A 14,766-nucleotide genomic window follows, 5' to 3' on the forward strand; every position below is an offset into this window, starting at 1 on the left:
CCGGGTGGTACGGGGCTGCCAGCCACGGACTGCCAGCCAATGCCGCCTTCGGACGCGCCCGGGCACGCTCGCTAAAACTGTCAGTCCCTACGGATAGCTTAAAAACATGCGGTTACTTCACACTTCCGATTGGCATCTTGGCCGGTCCTTCCACGGCGTTGGCATGCTGGATGCCCAGCGCGCTTTCGTCGACCAACTGGTCGCACGGGTCAAGGAAATGTCCGTCGACGTGGTCCTCATTGCCGGCGACGTCTACGACCGCGCCTTGCCAGGAGTGGACGTCGTGGGCCTCCTGGACGAGGCACTTGTCCGGCTGACCGGTGCCGGCGCCCGGGTGGTGCTCACCAGCGGAAACCATGACTCCGCCATCAGGCTTGGATTTGCCTCACGGCTCCTGGAGCGCGGCGGGGTGCATCTGCGCACCCGTCTCGCAGAACTGGACACGCCGCTCATGATTCCGCTGGACGGCGCTGGCGGGGAAGGCCATGACGGGGAGAAGAGTGACCGGGACGCCCAGGACGGGGACGGCCAGGCCGGGGACGGCCAGACCGGGGATGACCGCCGCGGGGATGACCGCGGCCCGGTCCTGGCCATCTACGGCATCCCGTGGCTCGAACCGCGTCTCGTCGCCGACCAGCTTGGCGTGGAATCGGCCTCCCACTTCGACGTCACTCGCTCCGCCACGGACCGCATTCGGGAGGATCTGGCCAGGCGCAGTGCTTCGCGGACAGTCCACTCCGTAGTGCTGGCCCACACCTTCGCAAGCGGCGGCATCAGCTCGGACAGCGAGAGGGACCTCAGTATCGGAGGAGTCGGTGCTGTTCCGCTGGACCTCTTCTCCGGATTCAGCTACACAGCACTGGGCCACCTCCACCGCCGGCAGACGCTGTCTCCCGAGGTGAGGTACTCCGGCTCGCCGCTTGCGTACTCCTTCTCTGAAGCAACGCATCAAAAAGGCGGCTGGATCATCGACGTCGATGAGTCGGGTGTCACCGGGGTGGAGCCCGTGCAGTGGGACGCGCCAAGGAAACTGGCGGTCCTGCGGGGGACCATGGAGGAACTGCTCGAGTCCGCGGATCATTCGTGGGCGGAGGAAGCGTACTGCCAGGTGACCCTGACGGATCCGCAGCGGCCCGCCCAGGCGATGGAACGGCTGCGGGCAAGATTCCCGGACACCCTCGTGCTGGGCTTTGACCCCCAGGGTGCGGCGCCGTCCGCGAGGGTCAGCTACAGCAGCAGGCTCGCGGAGGCGGAGGACGACCTCTCCGTCTGCTGCGGATTTCTCGAGCATGTCCGCGGTCGTGAGGCTGATGAAGCCGAGAAGGCTGTCCTGGCCGAAGCCCTGGAAACCGTCCGTCTGCAAGGAGTGTCACTGTGAGGATTCATCGGCTGGAGATCTGCGCCTTCGGTCCCTTTGCCGGCACGGAAAAAATTGACTTTGACAGGCTCAGTGCGCACGGTCTGTTTCTTCTGAACGGAGCCACCGGCGCCGGCAAGACCAGCGTGCTGGATGCCATCTGCTACGCCCTGTACGGCTCAGTCCCCGGCGCCCGCCAAGACGGCAAGCGGCTCCGCAGCGATCACGCCGCGCCAGGCGCAGAGCCCAGCGTTACGTGTGAGTTCTCGGCCCGCGGGCGGCGCTTCGAGGTCTCACGCTTTCCGGCGTGGGACAAGCCGAGTGCCCGTGGGAGGAACGGCTTCACTACCCAGAAAGCCAGGACGTTTCTGCGGGAGCGGGTCGGTGGGGAGTGGGTCGAGAAGTCCGGCCGGAATGACGAAGCCGGGGGTGAAATCGCGGCTCTGCTTGGCATGGACAGGGAACAGTTCACCCGGGTCGTCATGCTTCCGCAGGGTGATTTCGCGGCCTTCCTCAGATCCAAGGCATCGGACCGGCTGGACCTGCTGCAAAGGCTCTTCGGAACCGAACGGTTCGAGGCGGTTGAGCGTGAGCTCGCGGCCAGAGCCGGCGAAGCCGGCAAGGAAATCGGCGGGCACAACAGCCAGCTAGGCATGCTGGTGGAGAGAGCCCGCGGTGAAGCCGAGGCTTTGGGGCTGGACCTGGCGGCGGCGCCCGAGCAGGGACAAGATGCGGAGGTACTGGCCTGGCTGGAGAGCGCCGCCTCGCTCCGTGCCGCTGAACTGGGAGCCGAGGCGGAATCCTGCGAGGCTGTTTCCCGTGAGCATGCCGCCCGGCTGGAGGCGGAACTCGCACGCCAGTCCCGCCACCGGAAGCTCGCCTCTGCACTGGGCAGGAAAGCCGCGGCGAGCGAAGCCGCTCCCGCCCTGCAACGGGAGGCAGACCGCCTCGCCCTCCACCGAAAGGCTTCAACGCTCAGCGGACAGCTGCAGGCCCTGGACGCTGCGCAAACCACTTCGGAACGGTCAGTCGTGGCACTGGAGCGCGCCGACGCTGAATTCTTTGCGTTGGCGCGTGCGGACGCGGAACTCGCACACGCGGACCCTGCAGGTGTCATAATCGACGCCGAGCTCGGACGGCTTCACTCACTGCTGGCCGTGGTAAAGGAGCGCGTTGCGGACGAGGGCAGGCTGACCACATTGCTGGCCCGCAAGTCCGCCCTTACGGCGGAGCGCCAGGACCTGCTGGGAACCAGCCAGGACCTCGCGGAAACCCTTGCCGCCCTCCGTACAGACATGGGCCGGCTTCGGGTGGGGCTGCTTCCGCTGGAACATCTGGCAGGAGAGGCGGTGCTCCGCACGAAGGAGGCCCTGGCGGCCGAAGAGCTTGTGGATGTCGTGAGGCGCTATCGTGCCACCGCCGAGCGATGCACCGGGGCAACCGAACGGCAGGTCACGGCTAAGGAGGCCTACCTCGAGTCCCGGCGGCTGTGGCTCGATGTACGGGAACAGCGCCTGGCGAATGTGGCGGCGGAACTGGCTGCGCGCCTAAAACCGGGCGAACCGTGCCCGGTATGCGGCGGGGCCGAACACCCCGCGCCAGCTCCCGTGGCCGAATCGGTCCTGAGTCTGGCCGAGCAGGAGGAACGGGCCAGGGAAGCCTGTGACGCCGCAGAGGTGGCCCTGTCCGCCAGGGACGACGAGCTGACCGGGGTCCGGCAGGAGCTTGCAGTGTTGGCGGGGCAGGACGGGGATACGGATCCGGCTGAGGCGAAAGAAGCAGCCAGGCTGGCAAGGGAAGCTGCCGAAACGGCCGAAGCGGCGCAGGCGCAGCTGGTCGAGGCTAAGGCGCGGCAGGAGGAGCTCGAGGACCGCATCGCTGCCGGTGAACAGGCACGGAGTGAGTGCCTTTCACGTATAGGTCAGCTGGAATCCACGGTGACTGAATTGGTCCAGCAATCCACCGCCCTGGAATCTGCGCTCGCAGCCCTGCGCGCGGGGTATCCCAGCCTGGGCCAGCGCTGCACCGCTATCACCAAGACCATCGCGGTGCTGGAGAGGGCAGCCGCTGCCCGCGCCGCCGCTGACCTGGCGCAGGAGCGCCTGGATGAAGCACGGTCCCGGCTTGGGTCCGCCCTGCCGGAAGCCGGCTTCGAGTCGGCGGCCGCAGCAGCCGCGGCAATACTGCCGGCCGGAGATGCTGCACGGCTGGAAGCGGCGGTCCAGACAGGGAGGGACGAACAGGCCAGGCTTGAGGAACTGTTCGCAAGTGAAGAGCTCATCCTGGCGCAAACGGAGCAGGAAGCCGGGGGCAGCATTGAGGCCGGGGAAGTGGAACGCCTGAAGGCTGAAGCCGAACAGGCAGCACAACAGTCGAGGGACACCGAGCTTGTGGCAGGCCTGGCAACACAGAAGTGCAGGGCTCTGAGGCAACTGCGGGTTCAATACGCGGAGCTGGCTGAGAAGGGGCGCTCCGCGCGGGAACGCGGCGAGCTCCTGACGGCCCTGGCGGAGTCTGCCCGGGGCGGCGGCGACAACAGCTATCGCATGAGTCTCAACAGTTATGTGCTTGCCGCCCGGCTGGAGCAGGTGGCCCTTGCCGCCTCCGAAAGACTCGTCGCGATGAGCGAGGGAAGGTACACCCTGCTGCACACGGATGCGAAGGCTGCGCGCGGGGCGAAATCCGGGCTCGGGCTCGAGGTCGTGGATGAGTGGACCGGCCAGCGGCGCGATACGTCCACGCTCTCAGGAGGGGAATCATTCATGGCGTCACTGTCGCTCGCCCTGGGACTGGCGGACGTCGTTCAGCAGGAAGCCGGGGGCGTGGACATCGAGACGCTCTTCGTTGACGAAGGGTTTGGCAGCCTCGACGAACAGGCACTGGAACAGGTCATGGATGCACTTGAGGGACTTCGTGACGGCGGCCGGGTCGTGGGGCTGGTCAGCCACGTAGGGGAGATGAAGCAGCGCATTGCCACCCAGCTCCAGGTTGTCAAGGGACGCAACGGTTCCACCCTGCACATTTCGGATGTGATGCCCGCAGCGTGACGGGTCTCCCTCTTGACAGGGCTCCCTCATGACGGGACTCCCAATGATTGGCCGGCAGGTCCAGCACGGGACCCAGTCCGGGCATGTCCAGCCCCGCCCGGCCGGTTCCGGTACAGACCGGCCGGTTCCCGTACACTCGTAGGTTTACCGGGTTGGGTGCATCGGGAGGAGGGACGATGCGCAGAACCGAACGAGCCCGGATCCATGACCACCACTTCGCAAGCGCCTTCCTCCTCTACATCACGCTCCTCCACTCCACGGTTCGCGCGGCTGCCGCAGCTGGCCGGCAGCGCGTTCATTCCCCTTGGCCTGTTCGCACGCCTCCCACTTGCCATGCTGACCGTCGGAACCCTGACCCTTGTCACCTCCGTGAGCGGTTCGTATGCGCTCGGGGGCACAGCAGCCGGGGCTGTGGGAATCGGATCTGCCCTTGGCGCACCCGTTCTGGGTGCCGTGGCCGACCGCAGGGGCCAGCGGGGAGTCCTCCTGGTCGCCGCCTTCCTGAATGCAGCCGCCGTCCTCGCCCTCATTGCCTTGGCCTACTCCCTATCACATGGCGGCAACCCCGGTACCGTCGCCGCGGATGATGGATTTTCCACAGCAGCCCCCGCCCTTGCCGCGGCATTCCTCGCAGGTGTCAGTTGCCCCCAGGTGGGGCCGCTCGCGCGCGTGCGGTGGATGGCGCTCACCTCGCGAGGAGGAGCCAACAGGAGCAGCGGACGCAACAGCAGCACCGGACAAGCCAGCTCTGCACCAAACGGCAGCCCCCGGCCCAACAGTGGCACGGACCTGGATACGGCGCTCTCCTACGAGAGCACTGCGGACGAACTGACGTTTGTCCTAGGCCCTGCCCTCGTGGGCCTGCTGGCCAGTTTCGTTACGCCGTGGCTGCCGCTGGCCCTTGCAGCGGCACTGACCATCACACTCGTGCCTGCTTTCGCCATGCACCCAACGCACCGGGCGGTTCCCCGGAGTGGCAGGCAGCGGAGCGGAAGATCCCAGATGGCAGTCCGGCGGCGGATAGCCTGCTCGGCCGCCGTCGCCGTCCCGGTACTCGCGATGGTCTGCATGGGCACCTTCTTCGGCTCCACGCAGACCGCGCTAATTTCCTTTTCCGGCGCCTACGCCACTCCTGAGGCGGCCGGGCTGCTGTATTCAGTGATGGGCCTGAGTTCCGCCGCCGCGGCCTTTTCCGTGGCATATTGGCCGGCCCGGTTCCCGGCCGCAGCCCGGTGGCTCGTGTGCGCCGCGGCCATGGCAGGGCTGTCCGTGCTGCTGCTCCTGCCTGACACAGTGGAGGCGATGGTGCTGACCTTGCTGCTCCTCGGCCTCCCGGTCGGCCCGGTGATGGTGACGGCCTTTGCGGTCGGCGGCATGGTTGCGCCCGCAGGACGTCTGGGCACCGTGATGACGGCGCTGGCCAGCGGTATCGTAGCCGGCACGGCCGCAGGATCATCGACAGCCGGCCAGCTGGCACAGGGCCAGGGTTACACGGCTGCCTTCATCGTGGCCATCGCCGCCGCAGCGGCGCTGCTCCTGCTCGGCCTGGCGGCCGCCGTCGTTATCCACTCCAGCCAGCGGAAGCATAAAATGGCCGGCGCCCCGGCGCCCTGAGCGACTGGATCCCGCCCACACCTCCGTTTGGAGACAAGCACGGGGCAGCGTGTCAGGCCAGCTGCGACTCAATCCGGGAGGCGCTGCGCGTCAGGGCCGCGGCGATGTCGGACGGGTCCTGGGACGAACGGATGTAGACGACGGCGACGGCGGCGGGCCGCCCGCCCGGCACCCTGACCGGGGCTGCCAGCGAGGAAACGCCCGCGATGACTTCGTCATGGCTGGCAGCGAATCCCCGGACGCGCGCTTCAGCAGCCTCAGGCCGGTAGGGCACCGTTGGCGCCAGCCGCTTCCAGTCGTCCTCCGAGAGTGCGGACTGGATGGCGATGCCGGGGGCTCCGCTGCTGATGGGGTGGCGGGAGCCCGGGTGCTGGACCACCGTTGCCGCCGAGTGCCGTGGCTCCACCGTAACGAGGGTGACGCAGTCCTGATGGTCCCAGACGGCGATAAAGGCGGTCATGTTCAGTGCGTTGGCGAGCTGGGTGAGTTCAGGCAGGGCAGCCGTCTGCAGGTTGCGGGAAACGCCTCTGGCCAGCACAGCCAGGCCAGGCCCGGGCTGGACCCGCCCGGCGTCGTCCCGGACCAGCAGGGAATGGTCTTCCAAAGTCCGGAGGATCCTGTAGGCGACGGACCGGTGGACGCCCATGGCATCGGCCAGCTCAGCGATCGTGAGGGGGCTCTCCGCTTCTGCCATGATCTCCAAGGCGCGGATACCCCTGGAGAGAGTCTGCGACGGGGAGGCCTGGGCGGAAGCAACCTGGGCACCGGCGCTGCCAATTGGGTTCATGGTCTCCATCCTAGGCGGGCAAAGTGCCAGGTTTATTCCGGGCTCTTGTGCCGGGCAGTACATTCAGCTAGCGTTCCATATAGGAATTCTGAGTTCAACTATAGAATATCCTCCTCTGCGGGTCAGTGGGCAGGTCTGAAAAGGGCGCCTTGACGGAAGGGGGCCGGCGATGACTGCGAAGCCAGAGGCGCCTGCGGACGTTCCCGGCAGGACCTCTGTTCCCCGGGCGCACCGGTTCCGTGGCAGCCTGGGCAGGTTCGCCACCGGCGTCGCCATCGTTACCTTCGACGGCGCGGCCAAACGCTTCGGAATCACCGTCAACTCCTTCACCTCGGTGTCCCTGGAGCCGCCTCTGGTGCTGGTAAGCATCGCCCGCAATTCCAAGGCCCACGATGAGCTCGCCGGCAGGCCCTTCACCGTGAACATCCTCGGCGCAGAACAGCGCCAGCTGGCCATGCACTTTGCCGGACGGCCGGGTGCGGAACCGGTGTGGGTGGAAAGCACCACGGCGCCGCGCCTCTCGAATGTCCTGGCGTGGTTCGAGTGCAAGCCGTGGGCTGCATACGATGGCGGAGACCATACCCTCTACGTCGGCGAGGTTGTTGATTTCAACTACCGCAGCGGAGACGCCCTGGCCTTCGCCAACAGTGCTTTTACCACCATTCCGGAGAGTCAGCTCGGCATGGAGGACCTCCTCTGAGCGCCCGCATCCCGCCCGCACCGACCACCTGCAGTTCAACGATGACTGGAGAGAACAATGGGAATCCGTACCGGACAGCAGTACCTGGACAAGCTCAACGGCATGACCCCGCACATCGTGATCGAGGGGGAGGTAGTCAGGGAAAAAGTTGCTGAACACCCCGCCTTCCGCAACGTGGCGAAGTCCTACGCGAAGCTGTTCGACATGCAGCATGACAAGCGGTACCAGGAGGCGCTGACGTACACCTCGCCAACCACCGGGGACCTGGTGAACGCATCCTTCCTGGTGCCCCGGACCGAAGAAGACCTGCGGCGCCGGAGGGCCGCGATCTCAACCTGGGCCGAAGCCTCCAACGGGTTCCTGGGCCGTACGGGGGACTACATGAACTCGGCCCTCACGGCACTGGGGGCGGCGGAAAACTGGTTCGCCCAGGCCGATCCAAAGTTCGCCGACAACATCCGCAACTACTACGAATGGGCGCGCGAGAATGACACGCTCGCCACCCATACCCTGATCCCGCCGCAGGTCAACCGGTCCGTGTCAGGTTCCGAGCAGCTCGGGGGCCAGCTGTCCGCGCATGTCGTGGAGGAGCGCAGCGATGGCATTGTGGTCCGTGGGGCCCGCATGCTCGCCACCATCGCGCCGATCGCGGACGAGCTGCTGGTCTTCCCGTCGACTGTCCTGCGCGGCGGCCCGGAGGATGCCCCGTACTCCTATGCCTTCGCCATCCAGAACGACACTCCGGGGCTGCGGTACCTGTGCCGCACGTCCCTCTACAACGGCGGAAGCACCCACGATGAGCCGTTGGCGTCCCGCTACGAGGAAATGGATGCGGTGGCCATTTTCGACGACGTGTTCGTCCCCAACGAGCGCATCTTCATGCTCGGCAACCCGCAGCTCTGCAATGCCTTCTACACCGAGACGGGTGCAGGCGCGCTCATGACCCACCAGGTGGTGACCCGCACGATCGCCAAGAGCGAGTTCTTCCTCGGGCTGGCATCCGAACTGGCCGATTCGATCGGCATCGACGGGTTCCAGCACATCCAGGAGGACATTGCGGAACTGATTATCGACGTCGAAATCGGCAAGGCTCTGGTCCGCGCCTCCGAGGCCGACGCCGAAGCCAACGAGGCCGGTGTGATGCTGCCCAAGTGGACCACCCTCAACGCTGCCCGGAACTGGTACCCCAAGATTGCGCAGCGCTTCCCGCAGATCATCCGGAAGTTCTCGGCCTCCGGTCTCATGGCCCTTCCTGGTGAAGCGGACGTCAACGGCGAAGCGAGGGCGGACATCGACCTCTATCTGCAGGGTAAGACCCTCACCGGCCCGGAACGCGTGCGGCTCTTCAAACTGGCCTTTGATGCGTCCATCTCGGGTTTCTCAGGCCGCCAGTCCCTCTACGAATACTTCTTCTTCGGGGATCCGGTCCGGATGGCCGGGGCCCTCGTCAATACCTACGACCGCGAACCTGTCAGGGCCAGGCTCCGGGAATTCCTGAACCGGCAGGACTGACAAACGCCCTTGAAGATTTAAGTGTGCTTTGCACCACATTCATAGTATTCTTTTGCAAACTGACCGTTCGATCAGTAAATCGGACAGCCCTTAACCCGGCAGCACCCCTGCCCCAGCCACGGAGTTCCAATGACCGCAGCTTCTTCCGTTGATTCGGAGACCGGCCCCAGCAGCAAGCACGAGGAACGCAAGGTCCTCGCCGGCACGCTGGTCGGCACCACCATCGAATGGTACGACTTTTTCATCTTCGCCCAGCTGACGGGGACGCTGCTGTCCCCGCTCTTCCTCACACCGCTGCAGCAGTCCAACCCTGGCCTCGCACAGATCCTCTCCTTCGCCCTCATCGGCATCAGCTTCCTCTTCCGCCCGCTCGGAGCCGTTATAGCCGGTCACCTCGGAGATCGGCTCGGGCGCAAGGCGATGCTGGTGTTCACCCTCGTCACCATGGGCGCTGCAACCTCGCTGATCGGCCTGCTGCCGACTTACGCCCAGATCGGGCTCTGGGCTCCTGTCCTGCTGATTACCCTGCGGATTGTCCAGGGCTTTTCGGCCGGCGGTGAGTCGGGCGGCGCTGCCCTGATGGCGGTGGAGCACGCACCGATGAGCAAGCGCGGGATCTTCGGCGCGTACCCCCAGATCGGCGTTCCCATTGGCATGATCCTGGCCACGGGTCTCCTGTTCTTCCTCAACAGCAGCATGTCCAGGGAGGACTTTGCCGCCTGGGGCTGGCGCGTTCCGTTCCTGCTGTCCATCGTGCTGATCGTCGTCGGGTACCTGATCCGGCGGGCCGTGGCAGAAAGCCCCGTCTTCCGCGAGATGGCCGCCCGCAAGGCTGAGAGCAAAGCCCCTCTCGGTGAGCTCATCCGGCACCACAAGAAGCCTGTCCTCTACTCGACAATGATCTTTATCGGCAACAACGCTGCTGGCTACCTGCTGATCGCCTTCTTCATCTCCTACGCCACCAGGTCCCTGCAAATGCCCGTTCCTCAGGTTCTGCTTGCCACGACCCTTGCCTCTTTCGGCTGGCTGATCTTCACCCTGGCTGGCGGCTGGCTTTCAGACCGGATTGGCCGCGTCAAGACCTTCCTGACCGGCTACGCCATCGTCTTCGTCTGGATGATCCCGATGTTTGCACTCATCGATACCCGAAACATCTGGCTCTACGGGGTGGCGCTGTTTGTCCTGACGATTGGCCTGGGCCTTTCCTACGGCCCCATGTCCGCCATGTATGCCGAAATGTTCCCGGCGAACGTGCGGTATTCGGGGATCTCCATCGGTTATGCGTTCGGCGCCATTCTTGGCGGCGCATTTGCTGCCACGATCGCGGAGTCCCTGCTCCAGACCACGAAGTGGACGGGCTCCATCGGCATTTACATCATGATCCTGTGCGTCATCTCCGCCGTCGGCGTGCTGCTGGCGAAGGAAACGAAGGGCCGCCTGCTTGGCGTGAGCCGGCACTGACAGGCGTACGCTGCGGGGACGTGTCATAGCGGACGTCCCATAATAAAGTTCCGCAGGATGCAGGCCTGGACTCAGGTGCGGGCCTGCATCCGACTTTGGCGGTGCCCTCAGGCATGGGCACCCTGCAGCAGCCCGATGGCGTCGCCGTCGGTCAACTGCTCGAAATGCCTGTAAAAACTTCCCACGGCCCGGAACCTTCCGGGCAGATGCAGGCACAGGACATCGCAGACTCGGGAGAGGGACTTTTCGGCCTCGAGAGACCCTACGGGAGCTGCGGCTACCACCCGCGATGCTCCGGCTGCACGGACTGCCTCAACCGCGGCGCGCATGGTGGCACCGGTGGCGAGGCCGTCGTCGACCAGCAGAACGGTCTTGCTGCTCAGCTCCAGGCCGGCACCAGGGTAGGCTTCGACGCGGCGCAGCAGTTCGTCGCGCTCACGGCGCTCAACCTGGTCGAGCCACTCCTGCCGCGCCCCGCCCGCGAGGATCCGTTCGACCAGCGGCCTGTTGAGCAGCCGGACAATCCTGCGGGCATCCGACGCTGAGGCTGCCCTTCCCGGGGCCTCTGCCTTCGATGCTGTTGAGCCGCTGCCAGCCGCGCCGCTGCCCGATCCGGCCGCGATGGCTCCCGCATAGGCCAAGGCTCCAAACGCTGTTTCGTCATGGCCCGGGATGCCGAGCTTGCGCACCAGGACAGTGCCGTAGGGAAGATGAAGCACGTCCGCGGCAGCGGACGCCACCGGGATACCGCCGCGGGCAAGCCCCAGCAATACCGTATCCGGCTGTTCGCGGAACTGCGGGAGCGCTGCGGCCAGGCGCCTGCCGGCATCCTCCCGGTCTTCAAAAACCATTCCCATTTGGTCCACTTCCGGTCTTTCCGCGCCCTCAGTTCCAGCCTACCGCCGCTGCCTGTCGCGGAACCGCTGGATTGCCAACGAGACCGGGTCGATTCGGTTCCGTCAGCTCGCGAGGAACTGGATCGCTGCCTGCTTGAAGGCCCGGCTGGTCACGGCGTTGGTGTGACTCCGGCCGGGCAGGATGAGCTGCTCTGCCCTGGATCCGGCCTTGGCGGCCAGTTCGGCGAGCTGCGGCATGGAGGCGGCGCGTTCGTCGATTTCGCCGGCCACGAGCAGCATGGGCATGTGCGGCACCGCTTCGGAGGGGTCATAGGGCTCCGTCTTGATGGCCTCGATAAGGGACAGCAGCGCGAAGATGTTGTTGCTTGGCAGCGCCTGCGCCATCCTCAGCAGTCCGGCCGTGGATTCATCGGCGATGGGCGTACCGTCAGCGAGATAACGCTGGGCGGCAATGAGGTCGAAGTCGGCCAGCGGATCGGCCATGTTCGGCCCGCCCAGGACCAGCTTGTGCACGAGCTCCGGCTGGGTGGCACCGAATTCCCAGGCGAGCCGCGAGCCGAGGGAGTAGCCGATCACGTCAAGTCCGCTGGAAGGGTTGCCGGGTTCCAAAGGCCGGGCTCCGGCGTCGAACGCTATCTGCAGGAGGTCGGCGCGGATGCGGCTGGGGGAATAGGAGTCCATGTCCTCGGGTGCGCCGCTGCGGCCATGCCCCGGCAGGTCCACCGTGATGACCTGGCGCCCGGCATCCAGGAGTGCAGCGACCCAGCCGGTGTCCTCCCAGTTCAGCTTGCTCGAGGACGAGAACCCGTGGATCAGCAGGATGGGCCGCATGCCCGCGCCCGTCGTGGGTTCATGTACCGCGACATACAGCTGGGGATCGGTGCCCTCCACCGTGTGGGAGTGCTGTGCGCCGGTGTGTCTGCCGCTCATCATGTCAGTCCTCATCAAGTACGGCGCTCAGGCGGACCCGGCGCTTTGGTGCCTCTTCTTTCGGGACGGTGCCCACGATGCCGGCGGTGTTGTCCGGCACCTCAAACACAATCAGGGGCTCGCCGACATTGATCTTGTCGCCGGTCCCGCCGTGGATACGCACCACCTTACCTGCCTGCGGGCTTGGCAATTCAACTGCGGATTTCGTGGTTTCCACCTCAACGAGCGGCTGGTTTCGCTCCACCTGGTCGCCGGGGGAGACGAGCCATTCCAGGATGGTCGCTTCGATCAGGCCTTCGCCGAGGTCGGGCAGAGGGAAGGAAATTTCAGCCACGCCGGTACTCCAATACTCGCTGGACGCCGAAAAGAATCCGGTCGATGTTGGGAATGTATTCGTCTTCGAGGTCCCCGGACGGATAGGGGACGTCGAAGCCCGTCACCCGCTCCACCGGGGCCTTGAGGGTGTCGAAGCAGCCCTGCGTAATCAGTTGGGCCACTTCCGCCCCGAGGCCAGCGGTCAGCGGGGCTTCATGGACGACGACGGCGCGCCGCGTCTTTTGCACGGATGTCACCAGGGTCCCGGCGTCGATGGGTTTGAGCCAGCGCAGGTCCAGGACTTCGACGTCGATGCCGTCCTCGGCCGCCAGATCCGCCACCTGGAGACAGCGGGACACCATGGCACCCCAGGCCACGAGCGTGAGGTGCCGCCCCTCCCGCATGACCTTGGCGCCGGCCGGGGCACCGCCGGCAGCGTCGGCGGTATCGAGATCGACGGCGCCCTTCTGCCAGTAGCGTGACTTCGGCTCCATGAAGATCACCGGATCAGGCCGCGCGGCCGCATATTTGAGGAGGTGGTATGCCTCGTGCGGGTTCGATGGGGAGACCACCTTGAGTCCCGGCACGTGCGCGAAGAGGGCCTCAAGGCTTTCACTGTGGTGCTCAGGGGCCCGGATGCCGCCGAAACTCGGGACCCGCAGCGTCACCGGCATCGGCAGCGAACCCCGGCTGCGGTAGTTCATCCGGGCGATCTGGCAGACGATCTGGTTGATGGCGGGATAGGCGAAGCCGTCGAACTGCACCTCCGGAAGTGGGTGGAACCCGGCCATGGCGAGTCCGGCCGCCAGACCCAGGATGCCGGACTCGGCCAGCGGCGTGTCGAAGACCCGGTCGGCGCCGTGCTTTGCCTGCAGCCCGTCGGTAACGCGGAAAACGCCGCCCAGCCGTCCGCAGTCCTCCCCGAAGATGACGGCTTTGGGGTTCTCCGCAAGGATCTCATCGAGCGCGCGGTTCAGCGCCTGCTGCAGGGACAGGGTGACGGTGGCTCCGTTCCGGGCTTCGGTCATGGCGGACCCGTCCTCAAGAATGGCATCAGACATGTTCTGACTCCTCGCGCCACGCGGCAGCCTGGGACTGCAGTGCTGGTGTTGGTTCCTGGAAGACGAGGTCAAACATTTCCCCGCCCGGCTGCGGCCCGAGTGCTTCGAGCCCTTCGCGGACAGATTCCGCTTCGGCGGCGGCAGCCGCCTGGGCCTGAGCGAAGAACTCTTCGCCGGCAATGCCGTCGTTGAGCAAGCGCCGCCGGAACCTCTTCAGCGGATCTTCGCCGGCGCCGTCGCGTTCCTCGCTGAGGGAGCGGTAGCGGCCGGGGTCGTCGGAGGTGGAGTGGGGTCCGCGGCGGTAGGTCATGGCCTCGATCAGTACCGGGCCGTTGCCGGTGCGGCAGTGGGCGAAGGCGCGCCGCGTGGCCTGGAGGACGGCGACGACGTCGTTGCCGTCCACCTGGACTGCGGGAATGCCGTAACCGGCTGCGCGGGCCGCCACGGACCCGCCGGCAACCTGCCGCTCGGTGGGAACCGAGATCGCCCAACCGTTGTTTTGGACGAAGAACACCACAGGCGCCTTCATCACGGCCGCGAAGTTCATCGCCTCGTGGACGTCGCCCTGCGAGGATGCCCCATCGCCGAAGTAGGCCAGCGCGACGGCGGACCTGCCGTCGGTTGGCCTGCCTGCCAGCGTCTGGCCGTGGGCCCAGCCCACCGCATGCAGCACGGAGCCGGCGACGACTGCCTGGATGGGAGCCAGGCGTGATACCTGCGGACCGTAGAGCCCGCCGTGCCAGCTGGCCTTGTGGGTGGACATGTACTTCACCATGTCCACGCCCATGGCGCGTGCCACGCCCATCTCACGGTACGTGGGGAAGACAAAGTCCCGCGAGGTATCCACGGCGTACCCGCTGCCCACCTGGGCGGCCTCCTGGCCAAGCTCGGGGGCGTAGCCGGGGATGATTCCCTGGCGCTGCCATGCAACGGCCGAGACATCGAGCTGGCGGACCGCGGCCATGAGGGAATACAGCTCACGCAGCTGCTCTGGCGCGGGAGGGGCGGCGCCGCTGCCGTCATCCGGAAGGGGCAAAGTATCCATGCCTGTGACCTTAGTCACAGAATGAGCCTTGGGCAATCAGCGAGGTGCGGGCCGTTCACTCTGTCATGTCTGCACGGTGA

At 66.1% G+C, this 14,766-nt stretch carries 12 protein-coding genes; 6 read left to right on the top strand and 6 right to left on the bottom strand.

From position 1 onward, the window contains the following. Positions 1–106: 106 nt before the first annotated feature. The 3 genes from M1E01_RS07430 (at position 107) to M1E01_RS07440 (ending at position 6,018) form a co-directional block, all read left to right on the top strand. Positions 107–1,378 (top strand): exonuclease SbcCD subunit D, encoded by a 1,272-nt coding sequence (locus M1E01_RS07430; protein ID WP_457974416.1) that lies wholly within the window; start codon positions 107–109, stop codon positions 1,376–1,378. Then, positions 1,375–4,404 carry an AAA family ATPase gene (locus M1E01_RS07435; protein ID WP_457974417.1) on the top strand — a complete coding sequence of 1,010 codons (3,030 nt, stop codon included), beginning with the start codon at positions 1,375–1,377 and terminating at the stop codon, positions 4,402–4,404. The genes M1E01_RS07430 and M1E01_RS07435 overlap by 4 nt, the downstream gene beginning before the upstream one ends. Before the next feature lie 204 nt (positions 4,405–4,608). Further along, a complete protein-coding gene (locus M1E01_RS07440; protein ID WP_457974418.1) occupies positions 4,609–6,018 on the top strand; it encodes an MFS transporter in 1,410 nt (469 codons plus the stop codon). 52 nt (positions 6,019–6,070) lie between these two features. Here the strand turns inward: M1E01_RS07440 and M1E01_RS07445 are convergent, their stop codons facing one another. Continuing rightward, entirely contained in the window at positions 6,071–6,805 is a 735-nt protein-coding gene (locus M1E01_RS07445) for an IclR family transcriptional regulator (RefSeq protein ID WP_457974419.1), read from the bottom strand. Positions 6,806–6,974: 169 nt separating this feature from the next. On the opposite strand from M1E01_RS07445, the gene M1E01_RS07450 reads away from it, so the two are divergent. The 3 genes from M1E01_RS07450 to M1E01_RS07460 all read left to right on the top strand — a co-directional run bounded on the left by M1E01_RS07450 (position 6,975) and on the right by M1E01_RS07460 (position 10,478). Beyond that, entirely contained in the window at positions 6,975–7,505 is a 531-nt protein-coding gene (locus M1E01_RS07450) for a flavin reductase family protein (RefSeq protein WP_457974420.1), read from the top strand. A gap of 57 nt (positions 7,506–7,562) precedes the next feature. After that, positions 7,563–9,017 carry a 4-hydroxyphenylacetate 3-monooxygenase, oxygenase component gene (gene hpaB, locus M1E01_RS07455; RefSeq protein WP_457974421.1) on the top strand — a complete coding sequence of 485 codons (1,455 nt, stop codon included), beginning with the start codon at positions 7,563–7,565 and terminating at the stop codon, positions 9,015–9,017. Positions 9,018–9,146: 129 nt separating this feature from the next. Continuing rightward, on the top strand, positions 9,147–10,478 hold the full coding sequence (locus tag M1E01_RS07460; RefSeq protein ID WP_457974422.1) for an MFS transporter: 1,332 nt from the start codon (positions 9,147–9,149) through the stop codon (positions 10,476–10,478). A gap of 107 nt (positions 10,479–10,585) precedes the next feature. On the opposite strand, the gene M1E01_RS07465 is transcribed toward M1E01_RS07460, so the two are convergent. The 5 genes from M1E01_RS07465 to M1E01_RS07485 all read right to left on the bottom strand — a co-directional run bounded on the left by M1E01_RS07465 (position 10,586) and on the right by M1E01_RS07485 (position 14,686). Next, entirely contained in the window at positions 10,586–11,335 is a 750-nt protein-coding gene (locus tag M1E01_RS07465; protein ID WP_457974898.1) for a phosphoribosyltransferase, read from the bottom strand. Between the two features lie 102 nt (positions 11,336–11,437). Next, on the bottom strand, positions 11,438–12,265 hold the full coding sequence (locus M1E01_RS07470; RefSeq protein ID WP_457974899.1) for an alpha/beta fold hydrolase: 828 nt from the start codon (positions 12,263–12,265) through the stop codon (positions 11,438–11,440). A 4-nt stretch (positions 12,266–12,269) separates the two neighbouring features. After that, positions 12,270–12,599, bottom strand: coding sequence for a biotin/lipoyl-containing protein (locus M1E01_RS07475; RefSeq protein WP_457974423.1), 330 nt, complete (start codon positions 12,597–12,599; stop codon positions 12,270–12,272). Continuing rightward, on the bottom strand, positions 12,592–13,641 hold the full coding sequence (locus M1E01_RS07480; protein ID WP_457974424.1) for an alpha-ketoacid dehydrogenase subunit beta: 1,050 nt from the start codon (positions 13,639–13,641) through the stop codon (positions 12,592–12,594). The genes M1E01_RS07475 and M1E01_RS07480 overlap by 8 nt, the downstream gene beginning before the upstream one ends. Beyond that, positions 13,634–14,686, bottom strand: coding sequence for a thiamine pyrophosphate-dependent enzyme (locus tag M1E01_RS07485; protein ID WP_457974900.1), 1,053 nt, complete (start codon positions 14,684–14,686; stop codon positions 13,634–13,636). The genes M1E01_RS07480 and M1E01_RS07485 overlap by 8 nt, the downstream gene beginning before the upstream one ends. Between the last annotated feature and the right edge of the window lie 80 nt (positions 14,687–14,766).

The sequence above is a fragment of the Arthrobacter sp. D1-17 genome (genome assembly GCF_054130535.1).